The following is a 19,017-nucleotide window of genomic DNA, read 5'->3' as shown; positions in this document are numbered from 1 at the left end:
CCGGGCCCCGGACCGCGAACTCTCGCCCCGCCCGGGGGCGACGGGGCATCACCGGACGCGGCCTACCGCCGCACCTGATACGGGATCAATGGCCAGGCGGGCTCGACTATCGCGCCCGGGTCGCCGGAGCGCCGCAGATATGCCTGGAACGAGGCCGCCTGCTCCGCCGCGGCCTCCTCCTGGAGCGCGTGCAGGGCGCGCGGGGACGGGATGGCGACGGCCGGGTACTTCTCCCCGATGCGCCGGGCGACGCCGGCCGCGGCCGCGGCGTCGGCGCCCGCTTCGTGGGCCCCTTCCAGCCGGACGCCGTAATGCCCGCAGAGCGCCTGCAGGGCGCGCTTCCCCTTGCGGTAGCGGTCGACGTGCTTGTCCAGCACCAGGGGGTCGATGACCGGAGCAGGGGCGCGCCCCAACCGGTCGGAGAGCGTCGGTACGCCGTGGCGACGGCACTCGCGGTCCAACAGGGAAAGGTCGTAGCGCGCGTTCATCACCACCAAGGGGATGCCCGCCTGCAGGGCGTCGGCCAACGACCCGGTGATTTCCTCTATCGCGGTCGCCGGCGGCCGGCCGTGCTCTCGCACATGGGCGGTCGAGATACCGTGAATGGCCGCCGCCTCGTCGGGAATCGGGACGCCGGGGTCGAGCAGCCAGGACTGCGTGGCGGCCGCCCGGCCGTCCCCCTCCAGCCGGATCAGCGCGGCGGTGACGATGCGGTCCTGCTCGACGTCGGTGCCTGTGGTCTCCAGGTCGAAGCTGACCAACAGCTCCTGATGCCAGCTCATGGCGGCCTCCTTCAGTGGTACATCCCCCGTTGCTCGGACACTCTCGCACGCACCACTGACAATGCCCGGCCGTCAGCCCGCGCAAGGCAGCGAACCGTCCGCGGCACGAAGCCGGCGGCACCTCGCAAACGGCACGAATCCGCCATCACCGCCGCACAGCCCCCCGGACCGCCCGCCGCGCCTAGGCTGGCCGGCATGGACCTACGGCTGGCAGGACAGGGCGCGCTGGTGACGGGCAGCAGTTCGGGTATCGGGGCGACGATCGCCGAGACCCTGGCCGGAGAGGGGTGCAGCATCCTCGTCCACGGCCGGGACGCGGCGGCCGCCGCGGCCGTCGCCGAGCGGATCGCACTCCGCGGCGTACGTGCCGAGGTCGTGCTCGGGGATCTGACGGAACCGGGGGTCGCCGAGCAGATCGCGGTCACCGGCCGCGACTTCGGGGCGCGGATCCTGGTCAACAACGCGGGCCCGTTCACCGAGCACGACTGGGACAGCGCCCGTCCTGCGGACTGGCGGGCCGCGTTCGAGGGGAACGTCCTGCCGACGGTCCGGGTCACCCAGACCCTGCTGCCGTCGCTGCGCTCCCATGGCTGGGGCCGCGTGATCACCATCGGCAGCCGGGCCGTGCGGACCCCGCTGCCCCACATGGCCACGTACTCCGCGGCCAAGGCGGCGGTGGTGAACATGACCACGAGTCTGGCCCGGCACCTCGCGGGCACCGGGGTCACCGCGAACTGCGTGAGTCCCGGGGTGATCATCACGCCGTCCATGCAGCGGATGTTCGAGCAGCGTGGGGAACGCGGGGAAGCAGCGCGAGGCGGGGACTCCCCGCGCCCCGTGGACCCGTCCGACGTGGAAATCGACGGCGGTCCCGGGGAGGCCGCGCTGGTCGCGGAGTACGCGCCCAACCCCACCGGCAGGCTGGGGCGCCCGCAGGACATCGCGGCGGCGGTCGCCTACCTCGCAAGCCCCCTCGCCGACTACGTCAACGGCATCGAGCTACGCGTCGACGGCGGCATCACGGGGACCTCGTAGGGCCCGCGGCGCCCGAGGGCACCCGCCCGCAACCCGGCCCTGGGCCCGCGGGCCCACCGCCCCCGGACGCCACCCGAGCCACCCGCGGCTAGGAGACCGGCCGGGAGTCGGCCCACATGCTCTCGAACTCCTCGCGGTAGGTCTGGAACAGACCGTGTTCACCGCCGCGGCCGTCCCTGGCGTCCTGCCGGACCACCTCGCGCCCGCCGCCGCGCAGGACGAGGACCGGCACCTCCATGCCCCGGCTCTTGCGCAGGTAGGTCTGCACGACGGCGACGCCGTCCGGGCCGTCTCCGTCGACGAGGTACGCCGTGAAGCGCGGGGTCTCGTCGAAGACCTGGATCTCGAACGCGCCGGGGTCCCTGAGCCTGGCCCGCACCCGCCGCATGTGGAGGATGTTCATTTCGATGGAGCGGCTCATCTCGCCCTTCTTCAGGCCGATTTCGCGCTCACGACGGCGTACCGCGCTGCTGGCGGGGTTGAGGAAGAGCAGGCGGACGCGGCAGCCGGACTCGGCGAGGCGCACCAGCCTGCGCCCGGAGTAGTTCTGGACGAGGAGGTTCAGGCCGATGCCCACGGCGTCCAGCCGGCGGGCGTCGCCGAAGAGGTCCTCCGCGGGGAGCTGGCGCTGCAGACGCACCCGGTCGGAGTGGACCCCGATCACGTCGGCGTAACGGTCGCCGACGAGGTCCTCGACGGCATCGATGGGCAGCCGGCCGGAGATACGGGTGCCGACACCGGAGCCCAATATGTCCAGCAGCCGGGCGGATGCCCGCTCCGCCTGGGCGAGGACCGTCTCGGACAGGGCGCGGTTGCGGGAGACGATGTTGCGGGCGACCTCCAGCTCGTCCAGCGCGAGCTCGACGTCGCGGCGGTCGTCGAAGTACGGCTCGAAGCAGGGCCAGTGCTGGACCATCAACTCCCGCAGCTGCGGCAGTGTCAGGAAGCTGACGATGTTGTCGTCCGCCGGGTCGAGGAGGTAGCCCTTGCGGCGGCTGACCTCGCGGACGGCGACGGCGCGCTGGACCCACTCCTGCCCGGCGGGTCCGGCCGCGGCGATGACCCATTCGTCGCCGTGGACCGGCTCGTAGATGGGGCGCAGGACGGCCGCGACCACGGCCCGCAACCGCTGCTCGACAAGATTCAGCCAGATATAGGCGCGTCCGGCCCGGCGGGCGCGGGTGCGCACCTCGGTCCAGGCGTCGGCGCCCCAGTCGAGTTCCGCGCCGATCTCCAGTGGTCGTGCCAGGGACACCGCGCCGGGCGGTGCGTCGACGGAGCCGCCCTCATGACCCTCGTGACTCTCGTCACCAGGGGGCAACTCCAGCCCGCCGCTCACCTGCCACCGCCTTCCGAACCCCCGTGCCAACGATCAAGGCAGACTACTGCGGTGCGGGAGGCGGTGCAGCAGGATGGGTCGAGACGTCTACCAACTCCCCTTATTCGTAGTGCCCGTTGTGCCCGGAAAGGGCGGGGGGCGTGAGCGGATTCATAGCTGTGACGTCGCGCGGAGCCAGTTGGAAGCCCTGCCAGTGGACGGGCATGGGCTCCTGGTCCTCATCCCTGGCGATGTGATGGAACCCGATGTTGACCCACGCGATGGGGTGTTTCAGCGGCTGCCCGTTGACCCAGGTGTCGACGCTCTTGCCCGCGCGGGCCCCGCAGTTGGCCAGGTTGTTGCTGGCGAACTGCTCACATTTGTTGTACTCGGTGAAGTAGACGTCGTGTTTGGTGTAGCCGCGCCCCGTGTACTTGCTGGTGGCGCCCGGAACGATCTCGTACGAGCGCCGGTGGCCGTCCTTGTTCCTGCCGGTCGGGCTGACCACCCGCCACCAGCGCATCGGACCGGCGTCCCCGGCCAGTTCCTTGGTGACGGGCTTGCTGGTGGTGCGGATGGTGGGGGTGCGGCCGCCCGGGCGGGTCGTGGTCGTGGAGTCGAACTGCTCGACCTTGTTCGCCGTGGAGCCGTCGAGGCCGAAGTTCAGCCGCCAGAAGACGTTGTGGCTGTGGCTGGTGGCGTAGTCCTTGGCGCCCTTGCCCAGCGGCATGCCCCGGCCGTCGCCGGCGTCGTAGTCGCCGGGAGAGACCGTACCGGTCGCGCCGACCTGCATCGTCATGGTGCCGTCGCCGGCGAATCGCCACTCGGTGATGTACTCGTACCAGCCGACCTTGTTGACGGTGTAGAGCAGCAGGTCCTTGCCCTGGAGCTGGTAGGTCTTGGTGCCCTCCCCGGGGTAGCCGCCCATGCGGTAGGCGTGGCCGCGGGCCCGGGTGGTGGCGCACAGGCCGCTGACGTTCGGATGCGCCGGGTCCCAGGCCCCTGGCACCTTGACGGTCTTGATCGTGCCGCCGGGGCATTCCGCGGGCGCGAGCTTCATCAGCCCTTGCGCGAACCCCTGACCGGTGAGGTCGTCGTACTCGTTGCCCCCGTCGTCGTAGGGGACGTGGATCTGGGCGAGTTTGGCGGTGGTGAGCACCTTGATCGGGGTGCGCTCGCCCTTGGGCTGGTAGGAGACGTTGTCCAGGACGAGGCCGGCGTTGCCTTCGTAGTGCCAGCACATGCGCCAGACGGTGCCGCCGTCCAGGACCTGGGTGATGCGGTAGGCGGCGCTGCAGCCTGGGGCGGGGGCAGGCGCGCCGGGCGCCGCCTCGGGGGCTGCGTGTGCGGCCGGTCCGGAAAGCAGGGCGGTCGCGGCGAGCAGCAGGGGCGCCGTGGCGAGGGCCGCGGCGCGGCGGCGCGTGCGGCGGCGGGCCCCGCCGCGGGCAGGGCCGGATGGGCTTTCGTGCATGCGGAGGCTCCTGTACGGCTGATGCGGACGGAAGGTGGCCGTGGTGCGTGGCACGGTTCTGGCCGGCCGGGACGGTCGACTCCCGGGCGGTCGGGGCCGCCCGGTCAGCCCAGGCGGGCCACGGTGCGGGCGCTGAGGTCGACGACGAAGCGGCGGGTGTCGATCCACCGGCCGTTGTCGGCCTTCGTGAAGAGGCGTACGCAGCGGTGTGCGCCGCAGTCGCCCAGCGCGCCCGGTGCGTCGCCCTCGGCACGGCCGCGGTAGACGAAGCCGCTGACGGTGAGCTGGTCGGGGTCGGTGAGGCCGCGTCCGGCCGCGTCGCGGTAGTCCTGACGCAGGCCGGCGCCGAGCGGTGCGGCGATCAGCAGCCGGGCCGCTTCGACGGCCTCGGCGTGGCTGGGCGGCGGCTGGACGCCGTGTTGGCTGTCCGTCGACTCCACCTTCGAGGTGGTGAGGTTGACGGTCCTGGTGAGGTAGGCGTCGTCCTTGTAGTCGTACAGGGTGACGTTCGCCCGCCTGGGCGGGTCGGCGAGGGCGACCTCGGCCGGGCCGAGCTCGGCCAGCTCGGTGATCAGGTGTTCGGGTCCGGGCTTTCCGGTGACGTCCTCGGCGTCGGCGCGCAGGGTGCGCGGCAGCGCGAGCTCCCGGGCCCGCCGGAGCTCGTCGTCGGTGAGCGGGTCCCGGCCCCGGCCGCGCTCCCCCTGGGCGCGAGCTCCTTCGACGACGCCGGGTGCCGGTTTCCCCTCCTCGCCGGCCGCCGCCCGGCCGGCCGCGGCGGAGGCGGACGGGTCTGCCGCTCGGTCGGCGGCGCCCGCGTCGGCGGGGAGGGTGAGGGCGGCCATGGCCGCGGTACCGGTCAGCGCGATGGCCGCGCCCGCCACTAATTTGCCGAGGTGGCGGTGCATCAGTTGGCGCACGGATTCCCCCTGCTGTCACGTTCCGTCACACGCATATAGGTCCCCCATCGGTCCCCCAGTAGGACGATCCGACATGGCGACAGGTTGCCCGCCTTTCGGCGAAGATCCTGCGAAATCCGATAGGTGTGCGGCAAGTTGGGGAAGTATTCCCATTCGGTCCGCGGACGCGTGTCGTGGAGTCGCCGCAGCCTTCGATGAGAAAGTGGAAGAGTCTACGCATGCAGGTCTGGCCGGGACAGATGTATCCGCTGGGTGCCACCTACGACGGTGCGGGCACCAACTTCGCGGTGTTCTCCGAAGCCGCGAAGCGCGTCGAGCTGTGTCTGCTGCACGACGACGGGTCGGAGACCGCCGTCGAGCTGCGCGAATCCGATGCCTTCGTACGGCACGCCTATCTCCCTGGGGTGATGCCGGGGCAGCGCTACGGCTTCCGGGCGCACGGACCGTACGAGCCGGGGCAGGGGCTGCGCTGCAACTCCGCGAAGCTGCTCCTGGACCCGTACGCGCGGGCGATGAGCGGCCGGATCGACTGGGACGAGGCGGTCTACGGCTACCACTTCGGCAAGCCGGAGGCGCGCAACGACCTGGACTCGGCGCCGCACACCATGGCGTCGGTTGTGGTCAATCCGTACTTCGACTGGGGTGACGACCGCCCGCCGCGCACCGCGTATCACGAGACGGTGCTCTACGAGGCCCATGTGAAGGGCCTGACGATGAACCACCCGGATCTGCCCGAGGAGCTGCGCGGCACGTACGCGGCGTTGGCGCATCCGGCGATCATCGACCATCTGACGAAGCTGGGGGTCACGGCGCTGGAGCTGATGCCGGTGCATCAGTTCGTGCAGGACCACCGGCTGGTGGACGCCGGGCTCACGAACTACTGGGGCTACAACACCATCGGGTTCTTCGCCCCGCACAACGCCTACGCCTCCTGGGGCGATCGAGGGCAGCAGGTGCTGGAGTTCAAGACGGCGGTGCGGGCGCTGCACCGAGCGGGCATCGAGGTGATCCTCGATGTGGTCTACAACCACACCGCGGAGGGCAACCATCTGGGCCCGACGCTCTCCTTCCGGGGCCTGGACAACGCCTCCTACTACCGGCTGACGGAGGACCAGCGCTACTACATGGACACCACGGGCACCGGCAATTCACTCCTGATGCGCAGCCCGCATGTGCTCCAGTTGGTGATGGACTCGCTGCGCTACTGGGTGCAGGAGATGCGGGTGGACGGCTTCCGCTTCGATCTCGCGGCCACGCTGGCACGGCAGTTCCACGAGGTGGACCGGCTGTCGTCGTTCTTCGATCTGGTGCACCAGGATCCCGTCGTCAGCCAGGTGAAGCTGATCGCCGAACCGTGGGACGTCGGCGAGGGCGGCTATCAGGTGGGGAACTTCCCGCCGCTGTGGACGGAGTGGAACGGCAAGTACCGCGACACCGTGCGGGACCTGTGGCGGGGCGAACCGCGCACCCTCGCGGAATTCGCCTCCCGGCTGACCGGCTCCTCGGACCTCTACCAGGGCGACGGGCGACGGCCGATCGCCTCGGTGAACTTCGTGACCTGCCACGACGGCTTCACCCTGAACGACCTCGTCTCGTACAACGACAAGCACAACGAGGACAACGGCGAGGACAACCGGGACGGCGAGCGGTTCAACCGGTCCTGGAACTGCGGGGCGGAGGGCCCGAGCGACGACCCCTCGGTGCGCCGGCTGCGGGCGCGGCAGATGCGGAACTTCATCGCGACGCTGATGCTGTCGCAGGGCGTTCCGATGCTCAGTCACGGCGACGAGTTCGGCCGCAGTCAGGGCGGCAACAACAACGCCTACTGCCAGGACAACGAGCTGTCCTGGGTGCGTTGGCCGGAGCCCGCCGATCCGCCGGGGGACGACGACGAGGCGGGGGAGATCGACGAGGAGCGGGAACTGCTGGCGTTCGTCCGGCAGATGGTGTGGCTGCGGCGTGACCACCCGGTGTTCCGGCGTCGGCGGTTCTTCCAGGGCCGCCCGATGGAGGGCACCCACGACGAGCTGTCCGACATCGCGTGGTTCACCGCGGGCGGCGAGGAGATGGGACCGCGCGACTGGCAGTCGGTGCACGCCAAGTCGCTGACGGTCTTCCTCAACGGCAGTTCCATCTCCGAGCCGGGGTCGCGGGGCGAGCCGATCACGGACGACTCGTTCCTGCTGATGTTCAACGCACACGAGCAGGAGAAGGACTTCACGATCCCGGTGCATCACGGCCGGCAGTGGCATGTGGTGGTGGACACCGACCGGCCGGGTGCCGCGGCGGCCGGCGAAGGGGCCAAGGTCAAGGCCGGGGATCAGGTCACGCTCACCGGACGCAGCCTGCTGGTGCTCCAGCGGCCCGCCTGAGCGCCGCAGGGCCGGGGTGCCCCGTAGGGCAGGTCCTACGCCTCCGTCCGTTCGGCCTCCGGCACCGGCCGGCCTGCCGCGGGTCCCTCCGGGGCGGCGGGCCGGGGCGCGGGCCTGACGGCGAGCGCGACGAGGAGGATCAAGGCCGCGGCGCCGACCGCGACGGCGAAGGCGGCGGGCGGGCCGTACGCGTCGGCGAGGCGGCCGGCGGCGGCCAGCGCCAGGGCCTGGCCGCCCACCACCGCGCTGGTGAGAAAGGCCATCGATTCGGCCATCCGGCCGCGCGGCACCGTTCGTTCGGTGAGGCCGAAGAGCGTGATCATGTGCGGGGCGAAGGCCACGCCGAGGATGACGACGACCGCGTAGAGCGCCCCGAGGGACCCTACGTACAGCAGCGGGGCGGAGAGCGCGACCAGTGCGACCGCGGACGCCCGCCAGCGTGTCGGCAGGGTGATCCGGGCGGGGACGAGGGTCAGCGACAACCCGGCGACGGCGCTCATCACCCCCATGGCGGCGTAGACGAGTCCGGCCTGGGCGGACTGGCCGAGGCGCTCGGTGAGCGCGGTGATGCCCGCCTGGCAGGCACCGAACATCGCGCCCTGCAAGGCCATCGATGCCCGCATGGCGTGCACCGCGCGAGGCATCCGCGCTCGCCTGTTCCCCGGGCGGCGCCCTGCCGGTACGGAATCCGCCGGGGTTCCGTCGGCGGATGCGGCGGGCTTCGTCACCGCCTTCGCGGCGCGTGCGGGCTGCAGCACCCGGGCGGTCGGATGGAGGGCGAACGCCGAACCGCAGACGGCCAGCAGTCCCGCTGCCAGTGACAGCGCGAGGGCCGGGTGGGCGAGCGCGGCGGCCAGCCCGACCAGCGCGGGGCCGAGCACGAACGACACCTCGTCCAGCGTCCCCTCCAATGAGAGCGCGGCGCCCACCAGCCGCTCGTCGGCGCGGGCGCGGCGTGCCAGGGCGACCGTCCGGGTGCGGGCGAGCGGCCCGATCTGCGGCACGGTGGCGCCCGCCAGGAGGCCGGTCAGGGCCAGCGGCACCGTCGCGGTCCCGGCGAGCGCGGCCGCCACCAGGGCTGCCACCGCGAAGGCGTTGAGCCAGCAGGCTGCGAGCACCACCGTGCGCTGACCGTGCCGGTCGGCGAGCCGGCCGATCAGCGGCCCTGCGGCGGTCTGGCCCGCCGCCAGCGCACCTCCGACGAGGCCCGCCGTGGTGAGGCTGCCGCTGGTCTCGGCCACCAGCAGCAGACTGCCGAGCTGGCACATGGCGGTCGGCAGCCGGCCGAGGAAGGACACGGCGGACAGCAGGGGCCCGCCCAGTGCGATCACCCGGCGGTAGGTGGCAAGAGCAGCGATCATCGGCCGACGCTACCCGGGGAGGAGTCCGGTGCCCCATGCACGGGACGTACAAAGGTGTGCGGTGCACGAGCGCGCGGGCTCGGATGAATCCACAGCGCGGATGACACAACAAGCCGCCGACGGGGTACGGGTGTTCCCATGACGCAGCCATCGAGTCCGTCACCGACCGCCACCTACCGGCTGCAGCTCCAGCCGGATTTCCCGTTCGCCGCCGCCGAGCGGGCGGTGCCGCACCTCGCCGCGCTCGGCGTCTCACATCTGCATCTCTCCCCCGTTCTGGAGGCGGTGCCGGGATCGGCGCACGGCTACGACGTGGTCGACCACACCGTGGTGCGGGCCGAGCTGGGCGGCGAGGAGGGGCTGCGGGCTCTGGCGGCGACGGCGCGGTCGCACGGACTCGGTCTGATCGTCGACATCGTGCCCAACCACATGGCCGTACCGACTCCGGCGTCGCTCAACGGGCCGCTTTGGGAGGTGCTGCGCGACGGCCCGCAGTCCCCGTACGCCCGGTGGTTCGACATCGACTGGGACGGCGGGCACGGCGGGCAGCTGCTGCTGCCGGTGCTCGGGGGACGGATCGGGGAGGAAGCACGGCACCTGCGCGTCGAGGAGGGTGTGCTGCGCTATCACGAGCACGCCTTTCCGCTGCGGCCCGGAACCGAGGAGTTGCCGCTCGACCGTCTCCTGGACGCCCAGTGGTACCGGCTGGCCTGGTGGCGGCTGGCCCGCAGCGAGCTGAACTACCGCCGCTTCTTCACCATTTCGGAGCTGATCGGCGTGCGCGTCGAGGACCCGGACGTGTTCGAGGCGACGCACGGCACGGTGCTGCGGCTGATGCGCGAGGGCGTCATCGAAGGGCTCCGCGTCGACCATCCGGACGGCCTGGTGGACCCGGGCGGCTATCTGGCCCGGCTGGATGCCGCGACGGGCGGCCGGTGGACGGTGGTGGAGAAGATCCTGACCGGTGACGAGCGGCTGCCGGACAGTTGGGCGTGCGCGGGCACGACCGGCTACGACGCGCTGCGGCACATCGACGGGCTGTTCGCCTGCCCGCAGGGCTCCGCCCGGCTCTTCGCCCACTACCGCGATTTCGTCACCCCGCTCGCCGACGAGGGCGGCGACTGGGAGGAGACGGTGCGCCGGGCCGCGTACGAGGTCGTCACGCACGATCTGGCGGCCGAGGTCGAGCGGCTGACGCGCACCGCGCAGCGGATCAGTGAACGCGCCCCCAGGCCGGGGGACCACGCGGCGTGGGCCCTGCGGCACGCCATCCGCGAGCTGATGGTGCGACTGCCCGTCTACCGTCCCTACGCCGCGGACACCGACCGCGCGGAGCAGGACGCGTCGATGCTGGACAAGGCGGCGGTGGGGGCGCGTACCGCGTTCCGCGTGCCCGAGGAGGCGCGGGCGGTGGACCTGGTGCGCGATCTCGCGCTCGGGCGCTTCCAGGACGACCCGGACTGCGCGGACTTCGCCGCGCGCTTCGCCCAGACCGCGTCCGCGCTGCACGCCAAGTCCGTGGAGGACACGGCCTTCTACCGCTACCCGGTGCTGCTGTCGGCCTGTGAGGTCGGTGGCGACCCCGGGGAGCCGGCGCTCGGCCCCGAGGTCTTCCACGCCTTCTGCGCCCGGACGCAGCGCGACCGGCCGCTGACCGGGACTGTGCTCTCCACGCACGACACCAAGCGCAGTGCCGATGTCCGCGCGCGGATCGCGGTGCTCTCGGAGTGTCCCGACCGGTGGCGGGACGTGCTGGGCGAGCTGTCCGGCGGGGCCGGGGGCGCGGTCGGGGCCATGGGGGTGGACGGCACCGGCCCAGCGGACCCGATGGTCTCCTGGCTGGCCTGGCAGACCGCGTTCGGCCTGGGCGAGCCGGGCGGCACCGGCCGAGCGGCGGGCGACGAGCGCCGCGAGGACACGGCGGAGCGGATGACACCGGCGATCCTCAAGGCCGTTCGCGAGGCCGGGCTGCGGACCTCCTGGACGGAGCAGAACGCGGACTACGAGAGCGCCGTGACGGACTTCGTACGCAATGGGCCCGCGGGAGGGGTCGGCCCGTTGAGCGCGCTGGACGAAGAGCTGGCCCCGTTCGTCCGCGCCAATGTGCTGGGCGCCACGCTGCTGCATCTCACCATGCCGGGGGTGCCCGACCTCTATCAGGGCACCGAGCGCCGGTACGCCGCGCTCGTCGATCCCGACAACCGGGAACCGGCCCGCTTCCGCCCCGACCTGCTCGCGGACCTCGACGCCGGCGTCGCGCCGCGCGGTCTGTCGGACGAGAAGCTGCTGCTGACCGCCACCGCGCTGCGGCTGCGACGCACGCACCCGCGGTGGTTCGGCGAGGACGCGTCGTACGAGCCGCTGCGCGCGGAAGGGCCGGCGGCCGAGCACTGTGTGGCCTACTGCCGCAGCGGGCGGGTGGTGTCGGTGGCGACCCGGCTCTCGCTGCGCCTGGTGGAGACCGGTGGCTGGTGGGACACGGTGCTGCGGCTGCCGTCCGGCGGTACGTGGCGCGATCTGCTGACGGGCCGGACCGTGGCGGGTGGTGCGGTGCTGGGGCTGGATGAGCTGTTGGACGTGTCACCGGTGGCGCTGCTGGTGGCGGAATGACGGGGCGTCGGGCAGCGCGATTCCGGGGCCTGCGCGCGGCGCTGCTCGCCGGGGTCGACGGCTGCCGGGCGGACGCGGCGGCCACGGGGCCTCCGGCATAAATCGGTTGCGCTCCCGCCCCCGCCTGGCAGCATGCAGCTGTCATCACGACCCTCTCCCGGGAGAACCGCATGCGCCGAAACCTCCGAACGACTCAGCGCCCCTATCGGACGACAGTTGTCAAGGTTTCGCTCAGCCATGCACTCCCCTGCCCCGCGCCGCACTGGGCGCCCCGCCCGCCACGTTGCTGACGCTCCCGCTCCGCACGACGCGCCGTTCCCCGGCCGCCGTCACCCCCGTCACACCCTGAACATCGGCATCGTCGCCCACGTCGACGCGGGCAAGACCAGCCTCACCGAACGGCTGCTCTTCGATACCGGCGTCATCGACCGGCTCGGCAGCGTCGACGCCGGCGACACCCGTACCGACACCGGCGATCTGGAGCGGCAGCGCGGCATCACCATCCGCTCGGCCGTCGCCGCCTTCGCCGTCGGCGATGTCCAGGTCAACCTCATCGACACTCCCGGCCACGCCGACTTCATCGCCGAGGTCGAGCGTGCCCTGGGCGTGCTCGACGGCGTCGTGCTGCTGCTCTCCGCGGTGGAGGGCGTCCAGGCCGGCACGCGGATTCTGATGAGGACGCTGCGGCGGCTGCGGCTGCCGACGCTGCTCTTCGTCAACAAGATCGACCGGCCGGGTGCGCGCGGTGACGCGCTGCTGGCGGACATCCGCCGCACCCTCGCCCCGGTGGTCGTCCCCATGGCGACTGCCCACGACCTCGGCACCGCGCGGGCGCGCGTGTCCGCTCACCGGCTGGACGACCCGGCGCACCGGGAGCGGATCGCCGAGACGCTGGCCGAGGCGGACGACGCGATCCTGGCGCAGGTGGTCGACGGCCCGGCGCCCGGTGCGGCACGCCTCCGCGCCGCGTTGGCCGCCCGCACCGCCGACGCCACGGTGCACCCGGTGTACTTCGGGTCGGCTCTCGGCGGGCAGGGGGTCGGCGCCCTCGTCGAGGGCATGGTGCAGCTGATCCCCCCGGCCCCGGTGGGAGGCGGCACCGAGCCACGGGGCACGGTCTTCGCCGTTCAGCAGCGGCCGCACGGCGAGCGGACAGCCCATGTCCGGCTCTACGAAGGGGAATTGCACGCGCGTCAGCGGATCGCCCTGCACCGGCGGGAGCCGGACGGCGCGAGCCGATCACTGACCGGCAAGATCACCTCGCTGGAGGTCGTCGGCCGCCCGCCCGGGGACGGCGGCCCGCTCACCCCCGGCAACATCGCGGTGCTCCACGGGCTGCCCGGCATCCGGACGGGTGACCGCGTCGGCCCCGCGCCCGGCCCCGGTGCCACGATCCCGGGCGACCGTACGGCGGCCCCGCTGTTCCCCTCCCCCACTCTGGAGACGGTCGTCCGTCCCCAGGACCTCGCACGCGCCGCGGCCCTGCGTTCGGCGCTGCTGGATCTGGCCGACCAGGATCCGCTGCTGCGTGTGCGTTCCGCGCCCGATGGAGCGACGTCGGTGCTGCTGCACGGCGAGGTGCAGAAGGAGATCATCGCCGCGACCCTGCGCCAGGCGTACGGCATCGAGGCGGAGTTCGCGCCCAGCCGGGTGGTGTGCGTGGAGCGGCCGTGCGGCGTCGGCGAGGCGCACGAGGAGATCGCGCGGCGCGGCCACACCGGCCCCTGGGCGACGGTCGGGCTGCGGGTCGAACCGGGCGCCCGCGACTCCGGACCGGCCTTCACCTACGAGACCGAACTCGGCGCGTTGCCGCACGGCTTCCACCAGGCCATCGAGGAGACGGTGCTGGCGACCTTGCGCCGCGGCCCACGCGGACTCGCGGTGACCGACTGCCGGGTGGTGCTGACCCGTTCCGGGTTCGTCGGCCCGGTCAGCACGGCCGGTGACTTCCGTACCGTCACACCGGTGGTGTTGCTGCGGGCGCTGCGGCAGGCCGGCACCCGGGTCCACGAGCCGTATCACGCCTTCGAGGTGGAGCTCCCGCTCGACGCGCTGGCTCCGGTCACCGCCCGGCTCACCGCGCTGGGCGCAGAGCTCGGCGAGACGTCCGGCGGCCGGCATTCCTGGTTGCTCAGCGGAGTCCTGCCGGCGCGCCGTGTCCGGGAGGCGGAGGGGGTGTTGCCCCAGCTGACCCGCGGTGAGGGGGTGTGGACCTCACATCCGTCGGGTGACCGGCCGGTGCGCGAGGGGACGCCGCATCCGTAGCAGCGGGTGCGGGGCAGGGGCGCGCCCTCCCGTCCACCGGTCACCCGCCCTGCTCACTTCTCCGTCAGGACGTAATCGACGCGGCCGAAGCTGATGTGGTCGCCGGGTCCCACGGGCACCTCACCCACCACCCGACGCCCGTTGACGCAGGTGCCGTTGGTGGAGCCGAGGTCGCGCAGCAGCCAGCCGTTGCCGGCGCTGCGCAGTTCGGCGTGAGCGCGGGAGACCGTCTCGTGGTTGAGCCGCAGACCCACGCCGGGCGCCCGCCCGATCAGCAGCGGGAAGGGGCCCGGCGCCGGCAGCAGAAGCTTGGGCAGCCGCTCCGTACGCCATGCCCGGCGGACCCTGAGGTGGAAGGACGACGCCCGGCCGACCATGCGCAGCAGGGCGCCCTGGACCTTGCCCCGTGCGGCCAAGTCCGCGGTGGCCTGCTCCAGTTCGGAGTTGTGCTGGGCGGTGAGGACGAGTTCCAGGCGCCGCAGGAAGGTGTCCTGGGACAGCCGCCCGTGCGCCGCACCGTCACGCAGCAGGTCGAGGGCGCGCTCCCGGTCGGCGTCCGACGGGCGCGCCGGCCGCGCCGGGAACTCCAGGGAAGTCATGTCGGTGATTGTCCGGCCACCGCGAGCCGGTGTCCAGGCGATGTGTCCGTGATACGCGCCCCGGAACCCTCGGAGGGGCCCGCGGGGTGCGGCGGACGCACCTGTGGTCACACCGCGGTCCCCTGCGTCCGCCGCTCGCCGGAACGGCCCAGCGGAATGGCCCGATGTCGCCCCGGTTCGCCACGTCGGGCTGCCGGGCGGCGGCGCGACGTGCTTTCGTCGAGGAGGACCGGGAGCGAACGAAGGAGTGCAGCCGTGCTGTTCGAGGTATGGGCGCCGAGCGCCGGACGGGTCGCTCTCCAGTGGGCGGGCGAGCGGGCCGGCGATCCGGCCGTGGCGATGGAGCGCGAGACCACCCGCGAGGGCTGGTGGCGCACCGAGGCACCGGCCCGTGACGGGGACCGCTACAGCTACCGGCTCGATGACGGTCCGCCGTTGCCGGATCCGCGCGCCGTGCGGCTGCCGGAGGGGCCGGGCGGCCCCGGTGCGGTCGTCGACCACGACCTCTTCGCCTGGCGGCATCCGTGGCCGGGCCGCCCGCTGCCCGGCGCGGTCCTCTACGAGCTGCACATCGGCACCTTCACCCCCGAGGGCACCTTCGACGCGGCCGCGGCGCGGCTGTCACACCTCGCCGACCTGGGCATCACCCATGTCTCGCTGATGCCGGTCTGCTCCTTCCCCGGGACCCACGGCTGGGGGTACGACGGGATCGCGCCGTGGGCGGTGCACGAGCCGTACGGCGGGCCCGACGGGCTCAAGCGGTTCGTGGACGCCGCGCACGCACACGGACTCGGGGTCGTCCTGGACGTGGTGCACAACCACCTCGGTCCGTCCGGGAACCATCTCCCCGCTTTCGGGCCGTACTTCACCGAGACCCATCACACGCCGTGGGGCGCGGCCGTCAATCTCGACGCGCCCGGCTCCGACGAGGTGCGCCGCTATTTCGTCGGCAGCGCGCTGAGCTGGCTGCGGGACTACCGGATCGACGGGCTGCGGCTGGACGCCGTGCACGCGCTGCACGACACCCGCGCCCGGCACTTTCTCGCCGAGCTGTCCGGGGCGGTGGACGCGCTCGCCGGGCATCTGCGGCGTCCGCTGTTCCTGATCGCCGAGTCCGACCTCAACGATCCGCGTACCACCGCGCCGCGCACGGCCGGCGGCCACGGCCTGCACGCACAGTGGAACGACGATCTCCACCACTCCCTGCACACGGCACTGACCGGCGAATCCCAGGGCTACTACGGCGACTTCGCGCGTGCTCCGCTGGCCGCCCTGGCCAAGACCCTGACCGGCGGCTTCTTCCACGACGGCAGCTACTCCACGTTCCGCGGCCGGGCACACGGCGCCCCTCTGGACCTGCGGGGGACGCCGCCGTACCGTCTGCTGGCCTACGCGCAGACCCACGACCAGATCGGCAACCGGGCGCTGGGCGACCGGCTGGCCGCGGCGCTCTCCCCCGGCCTGCTGGCCTGCGCCGCCGCGCTGGTGCTGTGTTCGCCGTTCACGCCGATGCTGTTCATGGGCGAGGAATGGGGGGCGCGTACACCCTGGCAGTACTTCACCGACCACACCGATCCGGAGCTCGCGGAAGCGGTACGGGCCGGTCGGCGACGGGAGTTCGCCGCCCACGACTGGGGCGCCCAAGGCTCTGCCGCCACAGGACCCTCCGATGCCGACTGGCCGGACCCGCAGGATCCGGCCACCCGCGAGCGCTGCGTGCTGGACTGGTCCGAATCGGAACAGGCGCCGCACTCCGCTCTGCTGGCCTGGCACCGCACCCTGCTCGCGCTGCGCCGCGAACAGCCGGCGCTGACCGACCCCGACCCGGACCGCACCGGCGTCGTTCACGACGAGCGGGCCCGTTGGCTGCTGCTGCGGCGCGGGCCGCTGAGGGTCGCGGTCAATCTCTCCTCGGACACCACGGCCGCCATCCCGGTCGGCGACCCGGAGGCCGCCGAGAACGGCGGGACGACGTCCCGGAAGCCCACGCTGCGCGCGTTGGCGGCCTGGTCCGAGCCCGCCGTCCCCGGCGGCGACGGTGTGCTGTGGCTGCCACCGGAGTCGGCGGTCGTGCTCGGCCCGTAGCGCGCGGCGGCGGGGGTGACGTCAGTGGGAGAACTCCGCAATGAACGCGGGGCAGAAGGCATCCAGATCAGCCGGCTTACGGCTGGTGATCAGCGTGTTCGGGCCGGCCGTACAGATCTTGACCTGTTCGTCGACCCAGGTGCCGCCCGCGTTGCGGATATCGGTCCGCAGGCTCGGCCAGGAGGCCAGCGTCCGCCCGCGCACCACATCCGCCTCGATCAGCGTCCAGGCCGCGTGGCAGATCGCGGCCACCGGCTTGCCCTCGTCGAAGAACGCCTTGGCGAACGCCACCGCCTGGTCGTCCATGCGCAGCGCGTCCGGGTTGGCCACACCGCCGGGCAGGACGAGGCCGTCGAAGTCCCCGGCGGACGCCTCGCCGACCGTCAGGTCGACGGGGAAGGTGTCGGCCTTGTCCAGATGGTCGAAGGCCTGCACCTTCCCCTCCGTGGTGGAGACCAGCTTCGGAGTGCCCCCTGCCGCGGTCACCGCGCGCCACGGCTCGGTCAGCTCGACCTGCTCCGTGCCCTCGGGGGCCACCAGAAATGCCACCTGCATACCGCGTTCACGTCCCTTCGTCTCGGCCGCTCCGGCCGGCGCTCACCGCGTGGCCCCGGGCCGGGCACGACCGTCTGGGTCGGTCCATGTCAGCTGAGGAGGCTGAGCTCGCTCTCCCCACCTCCGACCATAACGGGGCATACGACCTTCGCTCATCCGCAGGGACGTGCGGTGTCCGTCCCTAGGGCGCGTCCGCGCCCTCCAGCTCCCGCTCGCTGGCCGCGACCGCCGCCTCCTCGACCTCCGCGTCCAGGCCGCGGTTGAGGAGGTAGTAGAGCCCGCCGCCGACGAGCAGGCCGGGGACGAAGGAGAGGTCCGCGCCGCCCAACGCCTCGGTGACCGGGCCGGTGTAGAACGACGTCGCGAAGAACGGGATCATCGCGGCGAAGCCGGCGACGTACGCGACGATGCCGCGCCAGGCCCACCGGCCGTAGATGCCGGCCGGGTCGAAGATCGCGGTGACGGCGTAGTGGCCGCGCCGGACCCAGTAGAAGTCGACGAGATTGACCGCGGTCCAGGGGATGAGGAAGTAGAGCATCATCAGCACGAAGGTGTTGAAGCTCTCCAGGTAGTTCTCCGGGAGCAGCATGGCCACGGCGAGGATGACGACGCCGATGGCGACGATCCCGGCGACCCGGATCCGGACGGTCGGCCGGACGGTGCGGAAGGCGTCGACCGCGCTGGTGGTGGTGAGCATCGCGCCGTAGGAGTTCACGGCCATGATGCCGATCAGGGCGACGGAGGAGACCACCACGGCGAAGGTGCCGAAGCCGGGCAGGATGGCGTTGCCGACCTGCCGGAGGCCGGTGATCGCGTCCGGGTCGGGCAGCGCGGAGGCGAGCAGCGCGCCGAGCGACATCAGCCAGGCCGCGGAGCCCGCCGCGCCCGCGTACGTCCACCAGATGACCTTGCGGGCGGAGACGTCGCGCGGGAGGTAGCGGGAGTAGTCCGAGACGTACACAGCGTAGCTGATCTGGTAGCCGGCCGCGGCGGAGAAGACCACGAGGAAGGACGTCCACGAGCTGTGCGCGGGGGACGCGGCGCCGGCCGCCGCGGACGGGTCGAGCTGGACCAGCGCGCCGACGGTCAGCACACCGAAGACGGCGATCAGGACGTAGGTGAGCCAGCGCTGGACCAGGTGGAGCAGGTCGTGGCCGACGATGGCCAGCACGATGGCGACGCCGATGATCAGGACGTACCAGAGGGTGCTGCCGCCCGGGAAGACCGTGCGCAGGCCCTGTGCGGCCAGGACGACGTTGAAGACGTTGAAGCCGACGTAGACGAAGACCACCGCGGCGAACGGGACGATGGCACCCCGGATGCCGAACTGGGCCCGCGACTGGATCATCTGCGGCAGGCCCATCCGGGGGCCCTGATTGGCGTGGAAGGCCATGAAGAAGGTGCCGAAGCACGCGCCGAGGACGACCGCGGCGACGGAGGCGGGCAGGCTCAGGCCGAGCTCCGGGCCGAGGAAGCCGGTGACCATGGTGGTCAGCACGAAGTTTCCGGTGAACCAGAACGGTCCCTGGTGCCACACCTTCCCGTGACGCTCGCGGACGGGGACGTAGTCGATCGAGCGGGCCTCGATGACGCGGGACGTTCGCCCCGCGTCATCGCCTGGTGCGGCGGCCATGGGATCCATGGAGC

13 protein-coding genes are annotated in these 19,017 nt (G+C 72.4%); 5 read left to right on the top strand and 8 right to left on the bottom strand.

Annotated features, from left to right (window positions below):
• Positions 1-62: 62 nt before the first annotated feature.
• Entirely contained in the window at positions 63-782 is a 720-nt protein-coding gene (locus ACGFZW_RS15255; protein WP_393893564.1) for an exonuclease domain-containing protein, read from the bottom strand.
• A 195-nt stretch (positions 783-977) separates the two neighbouring features.
• Between ACGFZW_RS15255 and ACGFZW_RS15250 the strand changes: the two genes are divergently transcribed.
• Entirely contained in the window at positions 978-1,817 is an 840-nt protein-coding gene (locus tag ACGFZW_RS15250) for an SDR family NAD(P)-dependent oxidoreductase (protein ID WP_393893563.1), read from the top strand.
• A gap of 88 nt (positions 1,818-1,905) precedes the next feature.
• Here ACGFZW_RS15250 and ACGFZW_RS15245 read toward each other — a convergent pair whose 3' ends face one another.
• The 3 genes from ACGFZW_RS15245 to ACGFZW_RS15235 form a co-directional block, all read right to left on the bottom strand.
• Positions 1,906-3,156 carry an SAV2148 family HEPN domain-containing protein gene (locus tag ACGFZW_RS15245; RefSeq protein WP_393893562.1) on the bottom strand — a complete coding sequence of 417 codons (1,251 nt, stop codon included), beginning with the start codon at positions 3,154-3,156 and terminating at the stop codon, positions 1,906-1,908.
• A gap of 100 nt (positions 3,157-3,256) precedes the next feature.
• Positions 3,257-4,606: a copper amine oxidase gene (locus ACGFZW_RS15240; protein ID WP_393893561.1), complete on the bottom strand. Its 1,350-nt coding sequence runs from the start codon at positions 4,604-4,606 to the stop codon at positions 3,257-3,259.
• A gap of 104 nt (positions 4,607-4,710) precedes the next feature.
• Entirely contained in the window at positions 4,711-5,523 is an 813-nt protein-coding gene (locus ACGFZW_RS15235; protein ID WP_393893560.1) for a Tat pathway signal sequence domain protein, read from the bottom strand.
• 218 nt (positions 5,524-5,741) lie between these two features.
• Between ACGFZW_RS15235 and glgX the strand changes: the two genes are divergently transcribed.
• Positions 5,742-7,895 carry a glycogen debranching protein GlgX gene (gene glgX, locus ACGFZW_RS15230; RefSeq protein WP_393893559.1) on the top strand — a complete coding sequence of 718 codons (2,154 nt, stop codon included), beginning with the start codon at positions 5,742-5,744 and terminating at the stop codon, positions 7,893-7,895.
• A 35-nt stretch (positions 7,896-7,930) separates the two neighbouring features.
• Here glgX and ACGFZW_RS15225 read toward each other — a convergent pair whose 3' ends face one another.
• On the bottom strand, positions 7,931-9,256 hold the full coding sequence (locus ACGFZW_RS15225; protein WP_393893558.1) for an MFS transporter: 1,326 nt from the start codon (positions 9,254-9,256) through the stop codon (positions 7,931-7,933).
• Between the two features lie 138 nt (positions 9,257-9,394).
• Here ACGFZW_RS15225 and treY point away from each other — a divergent pair, with 138 nt between their 5' ends.
• Both treY and otr(A) read left to right on the top strand, forming a co-directional pair.
• Positions 9,395-11,866: a malto-oligosyltrehalose synthase gene (gene treY / locus ACGFZW_RS15220; RefSeq protein WP_393893557.1), complete on the top strand. Its 2,472-nt coding sequence runs from the start codon at positions 9,395-9,397 to the stop codon at positions 11,864-11,866.
• A 237-nt stretch (positions 11,867-12,103) separates the two neighbouring features.
• Positions 12,104-14,131 (top strand): tetracycline resistance ribosomal protection protein Otr(A), encoded by a 2,028-nt coding sequence (gene otr(A), locus ACGFZW_RS15215; protein ID WP_393893556.1) that lies wholly within the window; start codon positions 12,104-12,106, stop codon positions 14,129-14,131.
• A gap of 53 nt (positions 14,132-14,184) precedes the next feature.
• Here otr(A) and ACGFZW_RS15210 read toward each other — a convergent pair whose 3' ends face one another.
• On the bottom strand, positions 14,185-14,730 hold the full coding sequence (locus tag ACGFZW_RS15210; RefSeq protein WP_393893555.1) for an FHA domain-containing protein: 546 nt from the start codon (positions 14,728-14,730) through the stop codon (positions 14,185-14,187).
• Positions 14,731-14,985: 255 nt separating this feature from the next.
• Here ACGFZW_RS15210 and treZ point away from each other — a divergent pair, with 255 nt between their 5' ends.
• On the top strand, positions 14,986-16,815 hold the full coding sequence (gene treZ / locus ACGFZW_RS15205) for a malto-oligosyltrehalose trehalohydrolase (RefSeq protein WP_393893554.1): 1,830 nt from the start codon (positions 14,986-14,988) through the stop codon (positions 16,813-16,815).
• Positions 16,816-16,836: 21 nt separating this feature from the next.
• Here the strand turns inward: treZ and ACGFZW_RS15200 are convergent, their stop codons facing one another.
• Positions 16,837-17,370, bottom strand: coding sequence for a type 1 glutamine amidotransferase domain-containing protein (locus tag ACGFZW_RS15200; protein WP_393893553.1), 534 nt, complete (start codon positions 17,368-17,370; stop codon positions 16,837-16,839).
• 181 nt (positions 17,371-17,551) lie between these two features.
• Positions 17,552-19,012 carry a purine-cytosine permease family protein gene (locus ACGFZW_RS15195; RefSeq protein ID WP_393893552.1) on the bottom strand — a complete coding sequence of 487 codons (1,461 nt, stop codon included), beginning with the start codon at positions 19,010-19,012 and terminating at the stop codon, positions 17,552-17,554.
• Positions 19,013-19,017: the final 5 nt, after the last annotated feature.

Source organism: Streptomyces sp. NPDC048248 (assembly GCF_043201875.1).
Lineage (GTDB): Bacteria > Actinomycetota > Actinomycetes > Streptomycetales > Streptomycetaceae > Streptomyces.
This window is presented reverse-complemented; position numbering and strand designations above follow the sequence as displayed.

Coding starts and splice junctions, on each gene's coding strand:
- ACGFZW_RS15255 (WP_393893564.1), bottom strand. CDS start 782: ATGAGCTGGCATCAGGAGCTGTTGGTCAGCTTCGACCTGGAGACCACA.
- ACGFZW_RS15250 (WP_393893563.1), top strand. CDS start 978: ATGGACCTACGGCTGGCAGGACAGGGCGCGCTGGTGACGGGCAGCAGT.
- ACGFZW_RS15240 (WP_393893561.1), bottom strand. CDS start 4,606: ATGCACGAAAGCCCATCCGGCCCTGCCCGCGGCGGGGCCCGCCGCCGC.
- glgX (WP_393893559.1), top strand. CDS start 5,742: ATGCAGGTCTGGCCGGGACAGATGTATCCGCTGGGTGCCACCTACGAC.
- ACGFZW_RS15225 (WP_393893558.1), bottom strand. CDS start 9,256: ATGATCGCTGCTCTTGCCACCTACCGCCGGGTGATCGCACTGGGCGGG.
- treY (WP_393893557.1), top strand. CDS start 9,395: ATGACGCAGCCATCGAGTCCGTCACCGACCGCCACCTACCGGCTGCAG.
- ACGFZW_RS15210 (WP_393893555.1), bottom strand. CDS start 14,730: ATGACTTCCCTGGAGTTCCCGGCGCGGCCGGCGCGCCCGTCGGACGCC.
- ACGFZW_RS15200 (WP_393893553.1), bottom strand. CDS start 17,370: ATGCAGGTGGCATTTCTGGTGGCCCCCGAGGGCACGGAGCAGGTCGAG.
- ACGFZW_RS15195 (WP_393893552.1), bottom strand. CDS start 19,012: ATGGATCCCATGGCCGCCGCACCAGGCGATGACGCGGGGCGAACGTCC.